At 61.0% G+C, this 22,676-nt stretch carries 19 protein-coding genes; 11 read left to right on the forward strand and 8 right to left on the reverse strand.

Translation table 11 applies throughout. The annotated features are described in order from the left end of the window. Positions 1 to 30: 30 nt before the first annotated feature. Positions 31 to 1,908: an ABC transporter ATP-binding protein gene (locus tag RG540_RS09575; protein WP_244446643.1), complete on the reverse strand. Its 1,878-nt coding sequence runs from the start codon at positions 1,906 to 1,908 to the stop codon at positions 31 to 33. A 295-nt stretch (positions 1,909 to 2,203) separates the two neighbouring features. Between RG540_RS09575 and RG540_RS09580 the strand changes: the two genes are divergently transcribed. Together RG540_RS09580 and RG540_RS09585 are read left to right on the forward strand one after the other, a co-directional pair. Next, entirely contained in the window at positions 2,204 to 3,211 is a 1,008-nt protein-coding gene (locus tag RG540_RS09580; protein ID WP_038587153.1) for an ABC transporter permease, read from the forward strand. Further along, positions 3,204 to 4,115, forward strand: a complete 912-nt coding sequence (locus RG540_RS09585; RefSeq protein ID WP_038587156.1) for an ABC transporter permease — start codon at positions 3,204 to 3,206, stop codon at positions 4,113 to 4,115. The genes RG540_RS09580 and RG540_RS09585 overlap by 8 nt, the downstream gene beginning before the upstream one ends. A 64-nt stretch (positions 4,116 to 4,179) precedes the next feature. Here RG540_RS09585 and RG540_RS09590 read toward each other — a convergent pair whose 3' ends face one another. From RG540_RS09590 to RG540_RS09600, 3 genes are read right to left on the reverse strand one after another with little or no spacing between them, the layout of a single operon-like run. Next, the gene (locus tag RG540_RS09590; protein ID WP_038587158.1) at positions 4,180 to 5,448 is read right to left on the reverse strand and encodes an NAD(P)/FAD-dependent oxidoreductase; all 1,269 of its coding nucleotides are present in this window, start codon (positions 5,446 to 5,448) and stop codon (positions 4,180 to 4,182) included. After that, complete coding sequence (locus tag RG540_RS09595; RefSeq protein WP_051909308.1) at positions 5,445 to 6,191, reverse strand: N-formylglutamate amidohydrolase; 747 nt, start codon at positions 6,189 to 6,191, stop codon at positions 5,445 to 5,447. Before RG540_RS09595 ends, RG540_RS09590 begins: the two co-directional genes overlap by 4 nt. Beyond that, positions 6,188 to 7,066, reverse strand: a complete 879-nt coding sequence (locus RG540_RS09600) for a MurR/RpiR family transcriptional regulator (protein WP_051909310.1) — start codon at positions 7,064 to 7,066, stop codon at positions 6,188 to 6,190. Before RG540_RS09600 ends, RG540_RS09595 begins: the two co-directional genes overlap by 4 nt. Before the next feature lie 124 nt (positions 7,067 to 7,190). Here RG540_RS09600 and RG540_RS09605 point away from each other — a divergent pair, with 124 nt between their 5' ends. Continuing rightward, positions 7,191 to 8,888, forward strand: a complete 1,698-nt coding sequence (locus RG540_RS09605) for a peptide ABC transporter substrate-binding protein (protein WP_038587160.1) — start codon at positions 7,191 to 7,193, stop codon at positions 8,886 to 8,888. A 126-nt stretch (positions 8,889 to 9,014) separates the two neighbouring features. Here the strand turns inward: RG540_RS09605 and RG540_RS09610 are convergent, their stop codons facing one another. Beyond that, positions 9,015 to 10,052, reverse strand: coding sequence for a dipeptidase (locus tag RG540_RS09610; RefSeq protein ID WP_038587162.1), 1,038 nt, complete (start codon positions 10,050 to 10,052; stop codon positions 9,015 to 9,017). 211 nt (positions 10,053 to 10,263) lie between these two features. Between RG540_RS09610 and RG540_RS09615 the strand changes: the two genes are divergently transcribed. The 7 genes from RG540_RS09615 (at position 10,264) to RG540_RS09645 (ending at position 17,854) form a co-directional block, all read left to right on the forward strand. Then, positions 10,264 to 11,862 (forward strand): ABC transporter substrate-binding protein, encoded by a 1,599-nt coding sequence (locus RG540_RS09615; RefSeq protein WP_038587164.1) that lies wholly within the window; start codon positions 10,264 to 10,266, stop codon positions 11,860 to 11,862. Beyond that, positions 11,859 to 12,872 carry an ABC transporter permease gene (locus RG540_RS09620; RefSeq protein WP_162182799.1) on the forward strand — a complete coding sequence of 338 codons (1,014 nt, stop codon included), beginning with the start codon at positions 11,859 to 11,861 and terminating at the stop codon, positions 12,870 to 12,872. The genes RG540_RS09615 and RG540_RS09620 overlap by 4 nt, the downstream gene beginning before the upstream one ends. Further along, positions 12,869 to 13,771, forward strand: coding sequence for an ABC transporter permease (locus tag RG540_RS09625; protein ID WP_157884648.1), 903 nt, complete (start codon positions 12,869 to 12,871; stop codon positions 13,769 to 13,771). The genes RG540_RS09620 and RG540_RS09625 overlap by 4 nt, the downstream gene beginning before the upstream one ends. Before the next feature lie 4 nt (positions 13,772 to 13,775). Continuing rightward, positions 13,776 to 14,603 (forward strand): ABC transporter ATP-binding protein, encoded by an 828-nt coding sequence (locus RG540_RS09630; protein WP_038587168.1) that lies wholly within the window; start codon positions 13,776 to 13,778, stop codon positions 14,601 to 14,603. Next, entirely contained in the window at positions 14,600 to 15,343 is a 744-nt protein-coding gene (locus RG540_RS09635) for an ABC transporter ATP-binding protein (RefSeq protein ID WP_038587169.1), read from the forward strand. The genes RG540_RS09630 and RG540_RS09635 overlap by 4 nt, the downstream gene beginning before the upstream one ends. A gap of 55 nt (positions 15,344 to 15,398) precedes the next feature. Then, positions 15,399 to 16,907, forward strand: coding sequence for a serine hydrolase domain-containing protein (locus RG540_RS09640; protein WP_038587173.1), 1,509 nt, complete (start codon positions 15,399 to 15,401; stop codon positions 16,905 to 16,907). Between the two features lie 62 nt (positions 16,908 to 16,969). After that, positions 16,970 to 17,854 (forward strand): LysR substrate-binding domain-containing protein, encoded by an 885-nt coding sequence (locus RG540_RS09645; protein WP_038593432.1) that lies wholly within the window; start codon positions 16,970 to 16,972, stop codon positions 17,852 to 17,854. A gap of 7 nt (positions 17,855 to 17,861) precedes the next feature. Here RG540_RS09645 and RG540_RS09650 read toward each other — a convergent pair whose 3' ends face one another. The 3 genes from RG540_RS09650 to RG540_RS09660 all read right to left on the reverse strand — a co-directional run bounded on the left by RG540_RS09650 (position 17,862) and on the right by RG540_RS09660 (position 21,052). Continuing rightward, entirely contained in the window at positions 17,862 to 18,728 is an 867-nt protein-coding gene (locus RG540_RS09650; protein ID WP_038587175.1) for a D-amino-acid transaminase, read from the reverse strand. Positions 18,729 to 18,747: 19 nt separating this feature from the next. Next, complete coding sequence (locus tag RG540_RS09655; protein ID WP_038587177.1) at positions 18,748 to 19,794, reverse strand: DmpA family aminopeptidase; 1,047 nt, start codon at positions 19,792 to 19,794, stop codon at positions 18,748 to 18,750. A gap of 199 nt (positions 19,795 to 19,993) precedes the next feature. Then, positions 19,994 to 21,052: a hypothetical protein gene (locus RG540_RS09660; RefSeq protein WP_244446644.1), complete on the reverse strand. Its 1,059-nt coding sequence runs from the start codon at positions 21,050 to 21,052 to the stop codon at positions 19,994 to 19,996. A 94-nt stretch (positions 21,053 to 21,146) separates the two neighbouring features. On the opposite strand from RG540_RS09660, the gene istA reads away from it, so the two are divergent. Further along, positions 21,147 to 22,622 (forward strand): IS21 family transposase, encoded by a 1,476-nt coding sequence (gene istA, locus RG540_RS09665; RefSeq protein ID WP_157884605.1) that lies wholly within the window; start codon positions 21,147 to 21,149, stop codon positions 22,620 to 22,622. Positions 22,623 to 22,676 lie beyond the last annotated feature (54 nt).

Genomic DNA, 22,676 nt, shown 5'->3' on the forward strand with positions numbered 1-22,676 from the left:
TGTAATGCCTGAGATTTCGGTTGGCCGCATCTAGTCCGTGTCCAGTACCAGATGTCCGGGGGCCACCTCCCTGTAAACCGATGGCTGCACGACATGATCCTGGGGATGGATCGGCGAATGCAGCGGATGATAGCTCGCCGGGCCGCGCAGGGTCCTGCGGGTGGGATCGGCGACAGGCACGGCCGCAAGCAAGGCCTGCGTATAGGGATGCTGCGGCCTTTCGAAAATTGCCGCACGGGGGCCGATCTCGACAATCCGCCCCAGATACATGACGGCAACCCGGTGGCTGATGCGTTCGACCACGGACATGTCGTGACTGATGAACAGGAACGAGATCCCGAGATCCCTCTGAAGCTCCATCAGAAGGTTGAGAACCTGTGCCTGCACCGAAACGTCGAGCGCCGAAACCGCCTCATCGGCGACGATCAGCTTCGGATTGAGCGCCAGTGCTCGCGCGATCGCGATACGCTGGCGCTGCCCACCGGAAAGTTCGTGCGCATAACGGTGGAGGAACGATGAGGGTAGCTGTACCCGTTCGAACAGCTCGATGACGCGCTGGTGCAGCGCGTTTCCGGACAGCAGCCGGTAGTTTCGCAGCGGTTCGGCCACCTGGTCGAACAGCCGCATCTGCGGATTGAGGCTCGCATAGGGATCCTGGAACACCATCTGCATCTGGCGTCGCGTCGCATGAAGGTCGTGGCTCGACTGCGCGAGGACATCGAGACCGTCAAGCCACACCTGGCCGGACGTGGGCTGGACGAGCCTGAGAATCGACCGGCCGCATGTCGATTTTCCGCAGCCGGATTCCCCGACGATGCTGAGCGTCTGGCCCCGATGCAGCGAGAAACTCACATCCTCGACCGCATGGACATTGGCCGTGATCCTGCGCATCAGCCCCTTGCGGACGGCGAAACGAGTGGTCAGGTTCCTAACCTCGAGAAGAACGGCCGGATCTTCCGTGACACGCGGCGGCGGCGCGCGCTCCAGCGAAGGGCCGGCGGTGGCGCCGGTGGCGGCAAGCACCCGCATCGGCTCCGGTTCGGTGGTCCCACGCATTTCACCCAGCCTCGGAACGGCCGCAAGCAGCGCACGCGTATAGGGATGAGTGGCCGCGGTGAAGATCTCCTCGACGGCCCCTTCTTCCACCTTCTCGCCGCGATACATGACCACCACCCGGTCCGCCATCTGCGCAACGACCGACATGTCATGGGTGATAAACAGAACGGACGCGCCGGTTTCGCGCTTCAGGCGATCGATCAGTGTCAGGATCTCCGCCTGGATGGTCACGTCCAGCGCCGTCGTCGGCTCGTCGCAGATCAGCAGACGTGGCTCGCATGCCATGGCCATTGCAATCACGATGCGCTGGCGCATGCCACCGGACAGCTCGTGCGGATATTGTTGTATGCGCCGTTCGGGTTCGCTGATCTGCATCTGGCGCAGCAGATCGAGTGCCTTGTTGCGGGCAGCGGAATAAGCGAGCGGCCGGTGGGCCATTATGACCTCGACCAGTTGCCGCCCGATCGTGAAGACCGGATTGAGAGCGGTCATCGGCTCCTGGAAAACCATGCCGATCTGGTTGCCGCGTATAGTTCGCATGGTCGCAGCATCGGCCTCAGCCAGGTTGATCCGCTGGCCGTTGGCCTGCTGGAACTGCAAGCGACCGGAAGCGATGCGGCCGCCACCGAATTCCACCAGCCTCATCAGCGAAAGAGCCGAGACGGATTTCCCCGAGCCGGACTCGCCGACGACGCAGACACATTCGCCCGGCATGATATCGAAACTGACATCATGCACACCGACGATCCGGCCGCGATCGCTTTCGAACTCGACCCGCAGATTTTCGACCGAGACAAGCGGTTCGGGTGTGCCTTGCACGGGCGATCTCAAGGCGTTGGACATTTCGGACATCAAATCTCCCGGTCGCCGGTCGGGTCATCCGATCACTCAGCCGCGCGCCCGTATCAAGCCGCAACCCAGCGTATCCGGACATCTTGTAAGACGGCGATCACCGACCCTCAAAAAGTACCATTCTTTACATATTGACTATCAGAAGGCATTTTTGCAATCTATTTTACAAAAACGGGAACCAGAAGAAAGAGCAGAGACGTTGAAGCCGGTCACATCTCCATCCGCACTATCAATGTCTACACACTGGCCCGGACGGCTTTCGCCCCTTCGGCTCGGCAAGACTGAGGCGCGATGAATGTTCCACTATACAATCAGGCGGCTCGTCGTCGCCGTTCCGACACTGCTGCTGATCAGCCTGATCATTTTCCTCCTGCTCGGCCTCGCACCCGGCGACCCGATGGCGCAGCTGCCCCTGACCATCCCGCCCGAGGTGAAGGAGAAAATGCGGCTCTCGCTCGGGCTCGGCGATCCTCTGATGACGCGCTATGCCCTCTGGCTCAAACAGTTTTTCTGGATCGAGCCGCTGCATGTCATCGACGCGCTGTTCGGGCTTGATCTGAGCGGCGACAGCCAGCGGATCGTTTCCTGGCAATCGCGCGCACCGGTCGCCGACATCATCGCACAGCGGCTGCCGCAGACGCTCTGGGTCGTCGGAGTCGCCTATATTGTCGGCATAGCCATCGCACTGCCGATCGGCATCATCTCTGCCTACCGGCAATACAGCTGGTTCGATCAGATCGGCACGCTTATCTCGATGATCGGATTTTCCGTGCCGACCTTCTTCACCGGCGTCGTGCTGATCGTGCTGTTTTCCGTCGCCCTTCCGTGGTTTCCATCCTTCTACGACACGACGCTGCAGGTCACAGACTGGCAGAGCTTCCTGGCTCAGCTGCGCCAGATGGTCCTGCCCATGATGGTGCTTGCGCTGTACAATGCGAGCCAGATCAGTCGTTTCATGCGGGCCTCCGTCCTCGACAACCTGCGCGAGGACTATGTCCGTACGGCGCGCGCGAAGGGCCTGACCGAGAAGGTTGTCGTGCTGATCCATGTGCTGCGCAACTCGATGATCCCGGTCGTCACCGTCATCGGCATGGGCGTGCCACAGATTTTCGGGGGCGCGATCATCACCGAGCAGGTCTTCAAGGTGAACGGTATCGGCGAATTGCTGATCTCGTCGATCCAGGCGAACGACCTTCCCATGGTGCAGACGCTGACGTTCATTTTCGCGGTACTGATCGTTCTGTTCAATCTGATCACCGACATCCTCTATGGCATATTGGACCCGAGAATTCGCTATGACTGACGTTACCACTCAAGTGACATTCACGAAGCGCTCCAGCCAGTCTCTCGATGTCTGGCGCCAGTTCCGCAGCCATCGCGGCGCAATGGCAGGCATGCTCATCCTGGGCCTCATCCTGGTTGCAGTCATTGCAGGCCCCTGGCTGTGGCATGTGGACCCGACCGAAATCGTCATGCGGGCGCGAAACAGGGGGCCGTCGCTCGCACATCCGCTTGGTACGGACCAACTTGGCCGCGACATGCTGGCCCGGTTGATGGCCGGCGGGCGGGTCTCGCTGACGGTGGGAGTGGTGGCGATGCTCCTGTCATTGTCGCTCGGGACACTGGTCGGGGTCTGCGCCGGTTATTTCCGTGCCGTCGACGGTATATTGATGCGGCTCACGGATCTGTTTCTGGCCCTGCCCCTGCTGCCTATTCTTCTGGTTACGTCCATGTTGTTTCGGGAACCGCTGGCCCGACTGCTCGGAGCGGAAGCCGGCACGTTTCTACTGATCGTCTTCGTCATCGGGCTGACAAGCTGGATGCACGCCGCGCGCCTAGTGCGCGGAGAGGTGCTGACTTTGAAGGAGCGGGAATTCATCCTTGCCGCTCAGTCGATCGGCACCCGGCGCGCCAAGATGATCCAGCGCCATATCCTGCCGAATGTGCTCTCGCCGGTGCTTGTCTCCGCGACACTCGGTATTGCCAGCGCGATCATCACCGAAAGTTCGCTATCGTTCCTTGGCCTTGGCTTTCCGCCGGACTTCCCGACCTGGGGGCGCCTGCTCTACGACGCAATCGACCAGATACAGATCTACCCGATGCGCGTTGTCATGCCCGGCATCGCGATCTCGCTGACCGTTCTTTCGGTGAACTATGTCGGCGATGGTTTGCGGGATGCGATGGATCCGAGGATCCGTGGCCGCTAGAGCGGCCGAACGCGAAGGGAAACGGCGGACAAAGGGACCAAATCCCGGTTGTCCGCCTTTGCAATCAGCTTTCCAGCTTGTCGCGCATCTGGTTGTATGGACCGCGGCACAACTGCACCATGCTGCCGAGGAGCCCACGCGCGATCACCTGCGGCGGCGTCCGCTGCGGCCAATAGGAAAGCCCCTTCGCCGGATCTTCCAGCGTTCGCGCAAAGGCGCGCGATAATGCAGCCGAGGTCGGCACGCCCCGCCCTGACCAACCCGACAGGGCCCAGAGCCCGTCATCGAGCTTCTGGATCGACGGGGTCTGGTCAAGCGCCATGCTGACCACACCCGTCCACATATGATCCCATTGAAGATCGGCGAGCACCGGCCAGATGGCGCCGAGCCGACGTGTCATGAAGGCAGCCGTATAGTCGAAACGCGTACCACGTCCGGGTTCGCGCAGACCACCGGTGATGATCCGCCCCGATGCATCGATGCGGAAGAACATCGGGTCGTGATGGGTATCGCCAAAATTCATTCCCGAGGGCATGACGGCACTGCGCTGATCGGCCGTCAACGGTCGGCTTGCAACCGCGTAGCTCGTCAACGGGAAAAATCCCTTCGTCAGCGAACCGGGTATCGATCCGTTTGAATAGGCGTCCGTCGTCAGTCCAACGACCTTGGCGTGGATTTCACCATCCGGCGTCCGGACCTGCCAGCCGCCGGGTTGGCGGGTCATGCCCACCATCGGACTTTTCGTGAAGATTTCGACGCCAAGCGAAAGAGCGACACGAGCCAGTTCGCGGACATAGGCCAACGGATTGACGTGACCGCCCTCCCGGTGCGCCCAGCCGCCCGAAAATTTGCGGGTGCCGGTCAGTGACGCGATTTCATCGGCATCGTAATAGCGGTCGGATTTGCCCAGACCGTTGTATTTCGCATGTGCGCTCCTCGTGGTCGCAAGGGTACGCTTGTTATAGGCCGCGGTCAGCGTTCCCTTCTGCACGGCCTCACACTGCATGTCGTACTGGCGGATCCGGTCGAAGACCAGCGCTCCTGCATTGGCCAACAGTTCCGCACCCTTTGCGGGCAGCACCGCCGGATCGAGGTAGCGAAACACCGGAATGCACTGGCCATGATTGCGCCCCGAACCGCCGGCACCGATGTCGGCCGCTTCCAGCACCACGACCTGGGCGCCGCGTTCGGCAAGGTCGATCGCGGTCAACAGGCCGCCATAACCGCCACCGATCAGCAGGAAATCCACCGTGCGCGCGCCACTGAAAGCCTGCGTTATCGGCGCCGCGGGCGCCGTCAAGCCATAGGGTGGTTCGGATTGGAACGGTTTCATGCGGCCAGCCCTTCATCAATTGCTGCCAACAACACGCCGGACAGGAGATCTGCCCAGCGGTTGAAATCTGCCTCGGTCTGCAACAGGTCGTTCGTCACCTCGAAACCGCAGGCAGGCAGCCCGGAACCGTAGGTGTGCCGATCGACCGTGAAAGCCCCACCCAGGCCGGAATAGGGCTGGTTATCACCGATCACCAGACCATCCTCTCGCGAGAGATGGCTTACCAGATGGCGCGACAGTGTTTCGTCATCATGCCAGATGGTCCCGCCATCCCAGGGACGTCGGAAACCATCGAAAACCCGTGTGCAACTGTGTAACGAGAAGAAGAAGGGCTTCGGATGCCTGGCCTTTTGTTCCATCCAGATTTCTCCGAGGCAACATTGATAGGGCCAGAACACAGCCTCCTGGCGCGCAATAAGGGCAGCATCGTCCATTTCGATATTTGCCGGAATGGATGTCCCCTCCACCTCCGGCACCACAGATCTCGGATCTTCGAGCCAGCGGTTTACATCGATCACCAGCCGGCTTACGTCGCAAAGCACGATCGGTACGTCGATGCGCTCCGCCAGTGCATGAGCAAGTTCGGCCGCACCCAGATCACAGAAGTGATGGGTGTCCCGCCAATGTGCGCTCAGTCCCAGATCACCAAGCGCCTCGGGAATGGATCGACCGGCATGATCGACGGCAATCACGCCCGGCAGGCGTCCCTGCCGGTTCAGGACGATCGGTGGATTGGCATTCATTCGGCTTCATCCTTACCCGATGACGGAGCGTCATCATCGAGCTTTCGCAACTCTTCGATGCGGGCCAGCCGCTCGCGACTGCGATCATGTGTACGCAGGCTGACCGCGGCAACGATTGCCTCGATCTGTGCCGTGGGGACCACGCGAGATCCGAAGGGAGATGTCGAGCTATCGGGCGATGTCAGGACCGCGTCGGAATATTCCGCTATCGGCGAGCGCCAGGTATCGGTGAACAGGCAGATCCTCGCGCCGCTACGTTTTGCACCCCGCGCAAAATTCAACAGCTCGGCCTGATAACGGCGGTAATCAAAGATCACGAAACAGTCTTGCGGCCCGGCATCCACAAGGGCGTCATAGGTGAAACCCAGCGTCAGCGGCGCAAAGAAGACGGAAGGACGCAACTGCCCGAGCTGCAATGCCAGTCTCTGCGCGAGATTCTGGCTGTAGCGACCACCCAGAAGCTTGATGGTTATCTTCGGATTGACCAGCAGATCGACGATCACGTCGAATTCTACCGGCATCGCCTGGGCCGCGGCGGTTTGCAGCGCTTCGGCCTGCAAGAGCAAGGTCTGCTGATAGATGTGGTCCGGCTTTTCTGCTTGCACCGCGGAACGGATATTGTTGAGCGGCGAGCCGAGCTGACGCTCCACATCGGCAATGGCAGCAGCCTGAAAGTCGGCAAAACGCGGATAGCCGATCTTGGCAACAAAACGCAGCACGGTTGGCGCGCTTACCGAAGCCTGCTTCGCCAGCGCTTCCACCGTTGAGAGCGCGCGTGTCGGATACCCCTCAAGAAGTACTGAGGCGACCTTCCGTTCAGCTGTCGAACGGGCTCCCTTGCGAATTCTCTCGAAAAGTGGGGAAGTCGACATCATTTGTATTCTTTATTACATATTGACTCTACGGGATGATTTTGCACAATACGGTACAAACGTCAACCGCCCGTCTACGGCGTTCTGTCCCGCAACCAGCAGTGCCAAGCAACAGGAGACTCGTAAGATGAATAAGGCCATATTCCTCGCTGCAGTCGCAGCCGCCGTGCTACCGCTCCGCGCGCAAGCTGCACCTGGCACGGACGGAAACTTGAAGATTTTGTACTGGCAAGCAGCGTCCACCCTGAACCCGTACTTGTCGGGCATAGGTAAGGACGTCGATGCCGCAGCACTGGTCGTCGAGCCGCTCGCCCGTTTCGACCCCAAGGGCAATTTGATCCCGCTGCTTTCCGCCGAAATTCCCACAAAAGAGAATGGCGGCATCTCGTCGGACATGACGACAATCACCTGGAAATTGCGCCCGGGCGTCAAATGGTCCGACGGAAGCGACCTGACAGCGAAGGATGCGGTCTTCACCTGGAAATATTGCACGGCGCCCGGCGCAGGCTGCGCGGCATCGAATACTTTTGACGGCGTCAAGTCCGTCGTCGCCAAGGACGATCTGACGGTCGAGATCAACTTCGCGCAATCGACGCCTTACCCTTACATCACCTTTGTCAGCTCAACCACACCAATCCTGCAGGAAAAGCAGTTCAAGGATTGCGTGGGCGAGAAGATTGCGTCCTGCACGGCGCAGAACTTCGCCCCTATTGGCACCGGCCCCTATGTGGTCAAGGAGTTCAAGCCGAACGATGTCGCTGTCTTCGCCATGAACCCGAAGTTCCGGGATACCGACAAGCCGCATTTTTCGAGCATTTCCATCAAGGGCGGCGGGGATGCGATGTCGGCCGCACGTGCCGTCTTCAATACAGGCGAAGCGGACTACGGATGGAATCTGCAGTTGTCGCCGGACGTCTTCGAGAACCTCGTCTCGTCCGGAAAAGCCCGTCCGGTGACCGCATTCGGCTCGATGGTGGAATATCTCTTCCTGAACCTGACCGACCCCAGCGCAGAGCTTGGTGACAAACGGTCGACGGTCGAAGGCGGCCCGAATAAATTCCTGAGCGATATTCGCGTCCGGAAAGCACTGTCGCTGGCAATCGACCGCGCCGAGATTTCCGAGGTCCTATATGCCGACCAGGGTGAGCCGAGCTGCAACGTGGTCCCGGCGCCGTCTCAATTTGTCTCGAAAGCGAATGACAGTTGCCTGACACCGAATGTCGAGCAGGCAAAAGCGCTGCTGGACGAGGCCGGCTGGAAGCCAGGCGCCGGCGGCATCCGCGAGAAGGGCGGACTGAAGCTCAAGCTGTCGTTCCTGACCTCGACCAGCGGTGTCCGTCAGGATACCCAGGCGATGTTGAAGCAGAGCTGGAAGGCGATCGGCGTGGACGTCGATCTGCGTAACGTCAGCGGTTCGGTCTTCTTCGGTGGTGACGCCGGCAATCCCGACACTCGTCAGAAATTCTACGCCGATATCGAGATGTACACCGACAATTCGAAAGGGATCGACCAGGAATCCTATTTGAGCAAGTGGACGTGCGCCGCTGTTCCTTCGCCGAAGACGCAGTGGCAGGGCAGCAACATGCCGCGCTACTGCTCGCCGGATTATGATGCGCTCGCCAAGACCTTCCGCCAGACCGGTACGATCGAAGGACGCGGCGAGCTTGCGCGCAAGATGAACGACATGCTGGTTCAATCCTACACCGTCATTCCTCTCGTTCATCGCGGCAACGTGTCGGGTGCGGTGATGTCCCTGCAAGGCAATACAATGAACCCATGGGATAGTGAGCTCTGGGATATCGCGAACTGGTCACGCGCCAAGTAAGACGTCGCTGGTCAAACAATTCACATCTATACCCGCGACAGACGAATTGCTCGCCTGTCGCGGGCGTCGTGCATGCGCCGCATGCATCTGGAGGGCCGTGGCGGGACTTGGACTTGGCGTGCGCGATCAGGCCGCCCAGCTGCGTTGCAATACGGAGACCCAGTTCTCATGGGCGATCTTTTTTAGCTCCGCATCATTGAAACCGTGGCGGCGAAGTGCTTCGACGAGACGCGGCAGGCCAGCCGCATCCTTCATCTCGGCCGGAATAGTCGTACCGTCGAAGTCCGAGCCGAGCGCCACATGCTCGATGCCGATGCGTTCGGCGATATAGGCGACGTGGCGGACGATGAGGTCCAGGCTGGTATTCGGGTCCTTGATACCGTCATCGCGCAGGAAGAGGACGCCGAAATTAATGCCGGCCAGGCCGCCCGTGTCCCTGATGGCGTCGAGCTGGCGGTCGGTCAGGTTGCGGCTGTGCTGGCAGAGCGCGTGCACGTTCGAATGGGAAGCAACGAGCGGCGCCTTGGAGATTTTCGCGATCTCCCAGAAACCGGTTTCGTTCATGTGCGACAGGTCGACCATGATCTTCAGCTCGTTGCAAGCCCGGATGAGGTCGCGGCCCGCATCGCTGAGGCCCGCGCCGATATCCGGCGAAGACGGGTAGCGGAAGGGAACGCCGTAAGCGAATACGTTCGGGCGGCTCCATACCGGGCCGAGCGTACGAAGGCCGGCCTGGTGGAGAACATGCAGCGCATCGAGATTGGCTGCGACAGCTTCGGCTCCCTCGATATGAAGGACGGCTGCGAAACTACCGGATTCGATCGAGCGGCGGATATCGGCGGCGTTGCGACAGACTGTCACTGCGCCTTGCGAACGTGCTTCGATATCGAACAGCAGCCGCGCCATTGCGAGCGTTTCATTCAAGGCATCCGGCTGAGCCGGCGTCGGGAAATCGCCATTGGCATCCTTGGTCATGCTTGGCAACGGGACATAAATAGCGCAAAGACCGCCTGCGAGACCACCGGCCCTCGCGCGTGGCAGGTCGATATGCCCCGCCTCTTCACCTTCGAGAAACCGCTTCACCGGATCTTCACCACCGGCGCGCCTGAGGCGCAGCAGAACATCGTTATGGCCATCGAAGACCGGGAGCAAATCGTTGAGCATTTCCTGAAATATCCTGCCAAAGCATGGGACTTTTGATTATCCGTACGTAGCCGGCGCGGCGGCCGCAAATGCAAACCGCGCATAACCCATTCGAAAAACGGAATTGGTCGCCTGAAATGGCGCCTGATATGAGGCTTGCATCATTTTTCGGCAAAATCTTAACCGGCCTCCGGCATTTCCGGAGGCCCGGCCATTCAAGGGGAATAGAATAATGGTATCCAGACGTAACTTTCTGATCGGCGGCGCTGCCCTGCCCTTCCTGTCCTATCTCGAACTGGCAGACACCGCATTCGCGGCCACGCCGAAGGATATCCTGGTCGTTGCCCAGCAACTCGACAACATGACCAGCCTCGACCCGCATGAGGGTTTTGAGGCCGTCGGTGGCGAAATGATCAGCAACATGTACCAGAAGCTGGTGCGCGCCAATAACGACAATCCGGATCAAGTCGTCCCCGTTGTCGCCGCTTCGTGGGAAGCAGATGCCGAGAGCAAGGTCTTCACCTTCAAGCTCTCCGACCAGAAGTTTTCGTCCGGCGCGGATGTTACGGCCGAGGACGTTGCGTTCTCGCTGCAGCGCGCCATCAAGATGAACAAGAGCCCGGCTTTCATCATCAACCAATTCGGCTTCACGGCCGATAACGTCGAGGCCCGTATCGTCGCCAAGGACGCCAAGACCGTCACGCTGACGACCGAAAAGCCGACCTCGATCTCCTTCCTGCTGTTCTGCCTCTCGGCGAATATCGGCGCGATCGTCGAGAAGAAGGTCGTCATGGCGAACGCCGTCAACAACGACCTCGGCAATGCCTGGCTGCAGAAGAACAGCGCCGGTTCCGGCCCATTCATGCTGCAGGCCTGGAAGGCGTCAGAAAGCATCTCCCTGCAGCTTAACCCGCATGGCCCTTACAAGGGCAACCTGAAACGCGTCATCGTCCGGCATGTGGTCGATCCGTCTTCCCAGCTTCTCATGCTGCAGAAGGGCGATGTCGATATCGCCCGCGACCTGACGTCCGAACAGTTGAAGGCAGCGCAGAACGACAAGGACATCACCCTCATCCGGAAGCAGATCGCTTCGCTGGTGCTGATCTCGCTTAACCAGTCCAACCCGAACCTCGCGAAGCCGCAGGTCTGGAAGGCCGTGAAATGGGCGCTCGATTACGAAGGTATCCAGAAGAACATCATTCCGCTCAGCCACGTCGTGCACCAGAGCATGGAGCCTTTGGGCTTCCCCGGTACGGTGAAGGATCTGCCCTATAAGCGGGATGTCGAAAAGGCCAAGGCGCTGATGGCGGAAGCCGGCCTGAAGGACGGTTTTGAAATCACCCTCGATCATTATGCCGCCCAACCCTACCCGGATCTCGCCCAGGCGATCCAGGCAAACCTCGGCGAAATCGGCATCCGGGTGAAGCTGCAATCGGCAGAGAACCGTCAGGTCCTGACCAAGATGCGCGGCCGCCAGCATGAGATGGCGCTGTCCGCCTGGGGCACGGACTATTTCGACCCGAATTCGAACGCCGAAGTCTTCTGCATCAACAAGGACAATTCGGAAAACGCCAAGAACAAGCCTTTCGCATGGCGCTCCTCGTTCAAGGACGACGCTCTCGCCGCCAAGGCGGAAGCCGCCCGCGACGAGAAGGACCCGGCCAAGCGCATCGCGCTTTACGAGGCCCTGCAGCGCGACTTCATGGAAAACAGCCCGTTCGCCGTCATGTTCCAGACCACCAGGACCGCGGCTTGCCGGGTTGGCGTGGAAGGGTTCCGTCTGGGCGTCTTGTCCGAAGGCAATAACTACCTGGAGACCAAAAAGGCTTGAAGAACCGGCTTAAGTCCTTTTCCGCAATGCTGAGCAGCGTCATCCTGACGCTGTTCGGCCTCACGGTCCTCACCTTCCTCATCGGCCGCGTCATGCCGGTCGATCCGGTTATCGCCGCCGTCGGCGACAATGCGCCTGAGGATGTCATCCAGCGTGTACGAGCCGAAATGGGGCTCGATCAGCCCATTCCGGTGCAGTTCCTGCATTATCTGAGCCAGCTTCTGCACGGCGATTTCGGCATGTCGGTTCTCACCAAGAACCCGGTGGCGACCGATATCGCGCGCTTCTTCCCGGCCACGTTCGAACTGGCCACCGCAGCCCTGCTGCTGGCCACCCTTGTCGGCATTCCGCTCGGTGTCTGGGCCGCCGTCCGCCAAGGTTCGTTCACCGACCAGGCGATCCGCGTGCTCTGCCTCGCCGGCCATTCCGTGCCGGTCTTCATGTTGTCGATGATCTCGCTCCTGATCTTCTATTCGGCGCTCGGCATCGCGCCTGGGCCGGGCCGTCAGGACATCATCTATGACGGCATGATCCCGACGGTCACCGGCCTCATGTCGGTCGATACGCTGCTTGCGGGCGATCTCGACGCCTTCCGGGATGCGCTGGCGCATATGGCCCAGCCGGTTATCATCCTCGCCTATTTTTCCATGGCCTATATCGCCCGCATGACACGCGCCTTCATGATCGATGCACTGAAGGGCGAATATGTCATCACTGCCCGCGCCAAGGGGCTTTCCGGCCTCAAGGTCGTCTGGAGCCATGCCTTCCCGACCGTCGCCGTACAGCTCATCACGGTTCTGGCGCTGACCTATGCCGGTCTGCTCGAAGGCGCGGTCGTCACCGAGACCGTCTTCTCCTGGCCGGGCATCGGCCAGTATCTGACGACCTCGCTGATGAACGCCGACATGAACCCGGTCATCGGTTCGACGCTTCTCGTCGGCCTGATCTATGTCGGGCTCAACCTACTCGCGGACATTCTGTACCGTCTGCTCGATCCGAGGGTGCAATAATGACTTCCGCTTTCCGTAACTGGGCGCTCAGCGAAACGCCCTCCTCGCGCCGTCAGGCCGCATGGGGCAACCGTTACCGCGCCTGGCTGAACTTCAAGGGCAACCCGCTCGGCATGATCGGGCTGACGATCATCGCGATCTTCGTGCTGATGGCGATCCTCGCGCCGCTGCTCGCCACCCACAATCCTGCAACGCAAGAACTGGGCAACCGGCTGGCAGCACCAAGCGCCGCGCATTGGCTGGGCACCGACGAGCTGGGCCGCGATGTCTATACCCGCATCCTCTACGGCGCCCGCGTCACGCTCGGTATGGTCATCGCCGTTGTCGTCCTCGTCGCACCGATAGGGCTCGCCATTGGCTGCATCGCCGGCTATTTCGGCGGTATCGTCGATACGATCCTGATGCGCATCACCGATATCTTTCTGGCCTTCCCCCGCCTCGTTCTGGCACTCGCCTTCGTCGCGGCGCTGAAGCCGGGCGTCGAAAGCGCGGTTCTCGCCATCGCGCTCACCGCATGGCCGCCTTATGCCCGCATGGCGCGCGCCGAAACGCTGACCGTGCGAGGCAGCGATTTCATCGCCGCATATCGGCTGACAGGCGCTTCGTCCTGGCGGATCATCTTCCGCCATATCGCGCCGCTCTGCACGCCGAGCCTGATCGTCCGCGTCACGCTCGACATGAGCTCGATCATCATTACCGCCGCCTCGCTCGGCTTTCTCGGCATGGGCGCGCAGCCGCCATCGCCGGAATGGGGTGCGATGATCGCTACCGCCAAGCGCTTCATCTTCGAACAATGGTGGGTGCCGATGATCCCGGCCATCGCTATCCTGCTCGTCTCGCTTGCCTTCAACTTCCTCGGCGACGCACTGCGCGACGTCCTCGATCCGAAGGGGAACTGAGCCGATGCTGGTCGAAATCCAAAATCTCCATATCGGCTTCCAGAGCCGCACCGGCTTCGCGACCGCCGTCAAGGGCGTGTCGCTGAAGCTCGGTACCGAAAAGCTTGGCATCGTCGGCGAAAGCGGCTCAGGCAAGAGCCTCACCGCCCGCGCGCTGATGAAACTTCTGCCCAAGCAGACGCGCATCGAAGCCGACAGATTGGCCTTCGACGGCATCGACATCATGTCCGCCAGCGAAAGAGAGATGCGCCAGATCCGCGGTAAGCGGGCGGGCTTCATCCTGCAGGACCCGAAATATTCGCTGAACCCGGTGAAGACCATCGGCAGCCAGGTGGCGGAAGCCTGGCGCACCCACAAGGGCGGCAGCAAGCGACAGGCTTTGGAAGCAGCGATTACGCTTCTCGAACAGGTGAAGATCCGAGATCCGAAAAAGGTCGCAGGCTCCTATCCGCACGAAGTTTCCGGCGGCATGGGACAGCGCGTCATGATCGCCATGATGCTGGCGCCGGACCCGGAATTGCTGATCGCGGACGAACCCACCAGTGCGCTCGATGCGACCGTTCAGGCCGAGATCCTGCGGCTGATCGAGGAACTGGTGTCGGAGCGCGGCATGGGCCTGCTGCTCATCAGCCACGATCTGCCGCTCGTCTCGCATTTCTGCGATCGCGTCGCCGTCATGTATGCCGGGCGCGTGATGGAAGAGCTGAAGGCGTCCGAGCTCCTTTCCGCACAGCATCCCTATACGCGCGGGCTGTTGAACTGCATGCCTTCGCTGATCCATCCCAAGGAGCGCCTGCCCGTGCTGACCCGTGATCCGGAGTGGCTGAAATGACCATCGAGACCGACAATCTGCGCATCAGCTTCGGTGACAAGGAAGTCGTCAAGGGCGTCTCTTTCAAGGTGGCCCATGGCGCGAGCTTCGGCATCGTCGGCGAAAGCGGCTCGGGCAAATCCACCGTACTGCGCGCCATGGCCGGCCTCAACAACGACTGGTCCGGCCGCATCGCCTTTTCCGGTGAGGACGCGCCGCTGAAGCGCCCGCCGGCCTTCTTCCGCAAGGTTCAGATGGTGTTCCAGGACCCCTACGGTTCGCTGCATCCGCGCCAGACCATCGACCGTATCCTGTCGGAACTTCCGCTCGTGCATGGCATGAACGATATCGACGCCCGCATCGCCAGGGTGCTGTCGGCGGTGGCGCTGCCGCAATCGGCGCGCTTCCGCTTTCCGCATCAGCTCTCCGGCGGGCAGCGCCAGCGCGTGGCGATCGCCCGCGCCTTGATCGCCGAGCCGCAGGTGCTGCTGCTGGACGAGCCGACCAGCGCGCTCGACGTTTCCGTGCAGGCGGAGATCCTCAATCTTCTGGCCGATCTCAGGGTCGAGCAGAACCTTACCTATGTGATGGTCAGCCACAATCTCAGCGTCATATCGCATCTCTGCTCGCGTGTCGGCGTGATGATCGACGGCCACATGGTGGAGCAGGTGACGGTCGAAGATCTGCGGCTCGGAAATGTGCAGCACCCGCACACGCGCGAACTGCGCAACCTGAGCGTCGAACTCGAAGAACCGGTCTGACCTTCTAGGTTCTGGCGGACCAGGGTCCGGTTTTCGGGGGTTATTGGAGAACTACATGTCGATCACGGCCAATTGGGAAGCGGCGCGGGCAGCCGCCGGGAAGTTCGCTGCCAGCTGGGACGCCGACCAGCCCGGTGGTGCGGTGATCGGGTTCGACGAAAACGGCATCCGTTTCGCCGAGGTCGGCGGCGTCGAAAACCTTTCGACCATGGCCCCCTTCACCGCCGATACGGTCGTGCGTTACGCCTCCGTCACCAAACATGCCTTCTGCACCATGGTCCTGTCGCATCCGGACGCGATCTCGCTCGACGATAGGCTCGGCCTGCATCTGCCGGAGCTTCAGGAACCGCTCGCGAGCGTCATCGTTGGCCGGGCGCTCGACATGAGCGGCGGCCTGCCCGATACGCGCGAATGCCTCTCGCTGCTCGGCCTGTCGGTCTACACCGAAACGAAGGCCGGGCCGCTGATGGAGTTCCTGGCCCGTCAGACGCGGCTGAACTACGAAGCCGGTACCGAAATCTCCTATTCCAACACCGGTTATCGGCTGGTCGAAACAGCGCTCGAGCGCAAGGGCCTGTTCTTCAGCGATTTCATCCGCTCCGCCGGCGCGAAAACCGATGCCGTGCTGGACGCGCCGGATCTCTGGAACGATGCCGTTGCCGGCCTTGTGCCGGGTTACTGGCATGACGGCGAAAAATGGCAGCTCTCCGCCGCCGGCCTCCATATCTCCGCCTCGGGCAGCATGACCGGAAGTGCGACGAGCCTTGCCAACTGGCTGCGCGCCCTGCTCGCCGGTGAAGGCTCGCTCGCCGGCGTACTCGACCAACTGGCCGCGCCGCGTGCCCTCTCCGACGGCCGCGAAAGCGGCTACGGTCTCGGCCTGCGCCGCACACTCCTCGGCGGTCACGGGTTTACCGGCCATGGCGGTTCTCATCCCGGCTACAAGAGCTATTTCCTGCTCGATCGTCAAAGCAAAAGCGGTTTCGTCATCGCCTCCAACCGCGAAGACACCAATGGCAACAAGATTGCCCAGGAGGCCATGGCTGCTCTGCTCGGCCTTGCCCCGCCCGTCCCCTCGGCGGCGCTGACGGACGGTCTCTATGTGACCGAGACCGGTCCCTTCTGGATCGAGGTCAAAGGTTCCACCGTCACCTGGCTCGATGCCGATGAGACCGTTTACGAGGACGACGGCGAATTCGTTTCGTCCTTTTCCGCCTCCTCGCCGATGCGCCTGAAGATGGATGGCCCAGCGGTCGTCGGCGAGATCGGTCATCCCGCGCGCCGCCTGCTGCCGGCCGTCGATACCGGCATACCGGCGTCGCTTGCCGGTCGCTGGCTCTCTGACGAAGGCGCTTGTTTCGAGATCGCTGGCGATGCCGTGGTGATGGGCGTCGGCCCGGTTCGTCATCGCATGCCGCTCAAGGCTCTCGGCAATGGCCGTTTCCTGTTCACCCTGAAGGACGGCCCCTGGACGAAGCGCGTCTGCCTCCGTCTCCTATCCGAAAACCGGCTCGAACTCGTCCTTTCACGGGCGAGAATGATCGAGTATAGCCGCGCAGGCTGATTGCGTTTTTCCACCAATCAGACCAAGGGAGAAGCGCGGTCGGTTTTCCATTGGAGCTCGTGGTGGAAGTCAAATGGCTTGAAGATTTCCTGGCACTGGCCCAGACGCTGAATTTTTCCAAGGCGGCGGAAGAACGGCATGTCACCCAATCGGCCTTCAGCCGCCGGATCCGGCAGCTGGAAACCTGGGTCGGCGCCAGCCTGATCGATCGCGCCACATATCCGTCGCGACTGACCGATGCCGGCCAACGCTTCGTGCCGATTGCAGAGCAGACCCTGCAGAGCCTCTACCAGGCTCGCCGCAATCTTCAGCACGAGGAAGGCAATGACGCCCGCACGGTTACCGTAACGGCGCTGCACACGCTGTCCTTCACATTTTTCCCCAACTGGCTGAACGCGCTGAATGCGAAGCTCGGACCGATCGTTTCGCATATGCGGCCGGACTCCGGCAGTATGGAGGAAAACCTCAACTCATTGGTCGATGGGGACTCCGATTTCCTGCTGACCTACCAGAACGAGCACGTGCCGATGCTGCTCGATCCGCAATTCGAACATCATCGGCTTGGCGCAGAAATCATCATTCCGGTTACCGCGCCGGACGCCAACGGGCAGCCGCGGCATCGCATCGAGCCGGGTTTCGCGCATGTCAGCTATCAAAAGATTTCGTTCTTCGGCCAGCTTGTCGCCGGCGCCATGGCCGATCGCCTGCCGCCGGACAATCGTGTCCATGTCGGAAGCATGTCGGTTGGCCTCAAGGGCATGGTGATGGCAGGCTGGGGCATTGCCTGGATACCGGAGAGCCTGGTAGCCGCGGAACTCTCCGATGGCCGGTTGGTACGGGCTGCGGAGCCGCAATGGGAAATCGGTGTCGAGATCCGGCTCTATCGCTCCAAGGAAAACCGGCGGCCCATTGTTAAGCGCATCTGGGACGTTCTGGCCGCCGGCTGAGTTTTCGTCAGACCGCAGTACGGCGGGCATTATCCATGTAGAGCGTCCGCAGGCGCTTGAACATCGGGCCGGCCTTGCCGTCGCCGACCGGCTTGCCGTCGATCGAGGTGATCGGCACGATGAAGTTCGACGCGCTGGTCAGGCAGGCTTCCCGCGCCGCCATGGCTTCCTCGACCGAGAATGGACGCTCCTCGATCGTCAACCCCTGTTCGCGGGCAAGATCGAGCACCGCCAGGCGCGTGCAGCCCGGCAGCGTGGCATTGCCGTTGGCCCGGGTTACGATCTTGTCGTCATGGGTAATGATGTAGGCCGTGGACGAGGCACCTTCGGTGACAAAACCTTCCTCGACCATCCAGGCTTCGTCGCAGCCTTCCGCCTTGGCAATGCGCTTGGCGAGAACCTGTGGCAACAGACAGACGGTCTTGATATCGCGCCGCTCCCAGCGCTGGTCGGGCACGACCTTGACCTTCAGGCCCCTTTCCACTGCGGCCACATGTTCCAGCGTCTTTGCTTGGGTAAACAGCAGCAGGGTTGGCTGGAGGTTATCCGAATAGAGGAAATTGCGATCTTCGGCGCCACGCGTGTATTGCAGGTAGATGACGCCCTCGGTCAGCTTGTTCTCGGCGACCAAACGCTTCTCGATCGCAACGATCTCCTCGGTCGGGATTGGCAATGTGCCGCCGATTTCCCGTACGCTGCGCTCAAGGCGCGCCATGTGAAGCGGGCTGTCGATCAACTTGCCGTCGAGAACGGCGGTCACCTCGTAAATCCCGTCACCGAAGAGAAAGCCACGATCGAAGATCGAAATATGGGCTTCGTTTTCAGGCAGGAAGGCACCGTTGAGGTAGACGGTGCGGGGTTCGGCGGCAGTCATTGGCACTCCAGTCTAAAAATCAGCGACGTTTGAGGGCGTCGAGCGAAATCGCGTGAATGGTCGAAGGCTTGCCGGTCCCGGCATTGTAGCCATGTGTGGTCGTCGCCATCGTCATCGAATTGAAAATCGCCTCCTCGCTCGCCTCGATAACGGCTTCGAAGAGCGGTGAGACGACATCGTTTGAGAGAACGGGATAGTTGGCGATCGCCTTGCGGCGCTCGGGAGTACGACGCACGTCTTCCGCCGTCGAGAAGGCAAGCGCATAATCGCCGGACCCGTTGCTGAGAGCCGCACCGGTGCGCGCCAGGCCGCCAAAACAGCGTTCCGCAAGACGTCCGAGATTTCGTGAGCAGAGCGGCGCATCTGTCGCGACGATCATGACGATCGAACCATCCTTGTCATGACCTTCCGCTTCGTAAGGCCAGCCGGCGACGCTCAGCTTTCCACCGTAATTCGACTGCACGAGAACACCGACCGTACACGACGTACCCGCGACAGGAACGACGCGCGAACTGGTGCCGATACCGCCCTTCAGGCCGAAGGCCACCGTGCCGGTGCCCGCACCGATCGCACCTTCTTCGACCGTACCGCCTTTCGCGGCGGCAAGCGCTTCCAGCATTTCATCGACGCTCGGGCGCGCCGCGCGGATATCGTTGAGCCGGGCGTCGTTGGTCTCACCGACGACGGCGTTCAGCGACACGACGCGCTCGTTTCCGGCCTGTGCCAGTGTATGGCGGTTGATGGCTTCGATCGCGCGACCGACGCCCAAAGTATTGGTGAGCAGTATCGGCGTCTCGACCTCGCCGAGCTCGGCGATCTGCGTCGAGCCCGCGAACTTGCCGAAGCCGTTGAAGACCGCGAGCGCCGCCGGCACCTTGTCCTGAAACAGATTGCCGGCATGCGGCAGGATGGCGGTTGCCCCCGTGCGTGTCCGATCGCCTTCGATGCAAGTGACATGGCCGACCGAAACACCCGCGACGTCGGTGATCGCGTTCAGCATACCCACAGGGTAGTGGCCAACGGATATGCCAAGCGAACGCAAACGGGCACGACTTTCATAAGTCATTGAATGAGCTCTGAGATCCAAGTTACCGATAGGGTACTTCAGACGAGGAGCCACGGACATGATAAAAACGGAATAGTTTCATGCCGGCTTTGCAATCCACGCTGCCTTCCAGTCGTCAGGGCAGAGAAGCCTCATGAATCCGGTTGGTATTCACGTTTTTCTGCGGTCGCCCAACTTGCGTTTGCTGCCCGGCCGAGGACTACTTTTGTATTCCATGGGGGATCTCGCCGGCTTGCGGCCCGTGCGGATATTCCGGACTGTGCGAATGCGTCGTCTTCTCTGTGATCGCAGGGCCGGCATATCCCTCCGGACCGTAGAAGGCGGAATGCAATCCCCAATACGCCGAGCCATAGAGCACGAAGGCCGCAGCTATTCCAGCAGGTATGTGACGGATCTTTTTCTTGAACTCCGGGAGGAAGTGGGTCTCGCGGCTGTGGTCCGCGGCAACGGCGAGCAGGATCGCCATGATCAGCCCGTGGCCGATCAGATCGACGCGGCCGAAGGGCCAGACGGCGGCCGTGAAGATGACCAGCAATGCGATCGCCGAAAGCCGGCGGATAAGCGGTATCCAGACGAGGCTGAGTCCCAGCGTGAATTCGGTGACTCCCGCCATCGGGATGAAGACGTCGCGCGGCATGCCGAATGTCAGAAAGGGTTTCTCGACGACAAGCGGGTAGAACCAGCTCGGAAAGGCGAATTTCTCAAGGCTGGACCACATCAGCGCGATCGCCAACCCCCAGCGGAGGGCTTCAAGGCGATGGACCCGCCAGTTCTCGTGCTTTGATGGTTCGAGGATCAGATAGGCGGCAACGCCGAGGCCGAGCGCGAGATAGTCGAAGAGATGGAAAAGGTCATAGTCCCGCAGCGCCAGCACCCACAAGGCAATGATGCCAAGCCCGGCAATCGGCATGGTCCGGCGTGAAAAGATCATGCCGGCGATGACCAGTTGGAGCCAGGAGGCCCATTCCGCCGGCGTCTTGAGATCGGGGGTCAGATATACGCCACCGATGGCGAAGATCGCGACGAAGAACGCACCGATAATGGCTCTGATGTAATCGTCCAGCCGCTGCCACAGGGGTCCGGTGATCCTGTCGAGCATGTCCAGCGCCATGCCGCCATACGCACTGCGCTCGACAGCGCGCGTCAGGCCGAAAAACACGAAGACCAGTACGATCCCGACCGAGAACCACGTATTGACGAGGGTCGACGTGACCGGCTCCGGCGGCGCTCCAACGATATAGTGTGTTCCGGCGTGCAAATTTGACCCCGTTGGCGGGGTAATCGGCGTCCAATTTTGCCCCCCCTCAGATTTCATCTGACCATCCGGCTTTTGACGGCGGATGGAGCGGGAGTTGAAGCGAGTGGATACGATTGCGCGTGTTCGACGGGCCTTCCATGTGCAGGGCTGGTCGGTGAAGAAGATTGTCCGGGAACTCCACGTGTCGCGCAACACGGTTCGCAAGATTCTGCGTTCCGACGAGACCGATTTTGCCTATGAACGCGAGCGACAACCGCTGCCGAGGGTCGGAGCCTGGAAGGCCGAGATCGAGCGGTTTCTGGTTGCCAATGAGGGCAAGCCGTCGCGTGAACGGCTAACGCTGATCCGGATTTACGAGGAGGTTCGGGCACTCGGCTACGATGGCAGTTATGACGCGATCCGGCGATACGCCAAGACCTGGGCGAAGAACCGGGGAGCCGTGACGGCGGAAACCTATGTGCCCCTCTATTACGCGCCAGGAGAAGCCTACCAGTTCGACTGGAGCCACGAGATCATTCTGGTCAACGGGGTGACAACGACCGTGAAGGTCGCGCACGTCCGGCTCTGCCACAGCCGGATGATGTTCGCCCGAGCCTATATGCGTGAGAGCCAGGAGATGGTGTTCGATGCCCATGACAAGGCCTTCGCCTTCTTCCGTGGCACCTGCACGCGCGGCATCTACGATAACATGAAGACTGCGGTCGAGGCGGTGTTCGTCGGCAAGGAGCGACAATACAATCGCCGCTTCCTGCAGATGTGCAGCCACTATCTAGTCCATCCCGTTGCCTGCACGCCCGCATCCGGATGGGAGAAGGGACAGGCCGAGAACCAGGTCGGTCTCGTGCGCGAGCGCTTCTTCACGCCACGCCTACGGGTCAAAAGCCTGGAGGAGCTGAACGTCTGGCTGCTCGACAAATGCGTCGCCTACGCCAAGGCACACCGCCATCCCGAGCAGACCGAGCGGATAATCTGGCAGATTTTCGAGGAGGAGCGCGGCAGCCTGGTGCACTACGTTGGACCGTTCGATGGCTTCCACTGCGTTCCCGCCTCGGTGTCGAAGACCTGCACGGTCCGCTTCGACAACAACAAATACTCGGTCCTATCGACGGCGGTCGGCCGCCCTGTTGAGGTTCACGCCTATGCCGAGAAGATCGTCATCAGGCAGGACGGCGTGAACGTCGGTGAGCATCCTCGTTGCTTTGGCCGTGGCGAGGCGATCTACGATCCCTGGCATTACGTCCCTGTTCTGGCTCGTAAACCCGGTGCTTTGCGCAATGGTGCGCCGTTCCGGGAATGGGTCTTACCCGCAGCGATGGAGAAAGTGCGCCGGTGGCTGAAGAGCGTCCATGATGGTGATCGGCAGATGGTCACCATCCTCGGCTGTGTTCCCACCGACGGTCTGGCGGCTGTCGATGCTGCCTGCCAGGAGGCTTTGGATCACGGCGTCTGCTCAGCCTCGGTGATCATCAACATTCTGGCCCGCAGCCGTGATCCGGCTCCGGCCGCAACCCTGCAAACCCCGGATGCGCTGCGCCTGACCCATGAACCGGTCGCCGATTGCGCACGCTAACCCGGGCGCGCCGCTGCGTTTCGCGATCGAACGATAGGAAATTGTGAGACATCG

The organism is Neorhizobium galegae bv. orientalis str. HAMBI 540, assembly GCF_000731315.1.
Taxonomy (GTDB): domain Bacteria; phylum Pseudomonadota; class Alphaproteobacteria; order Rhizobiales; family Rhizobiaceae; genus Neorhizobium; species Neorhizobium galegae.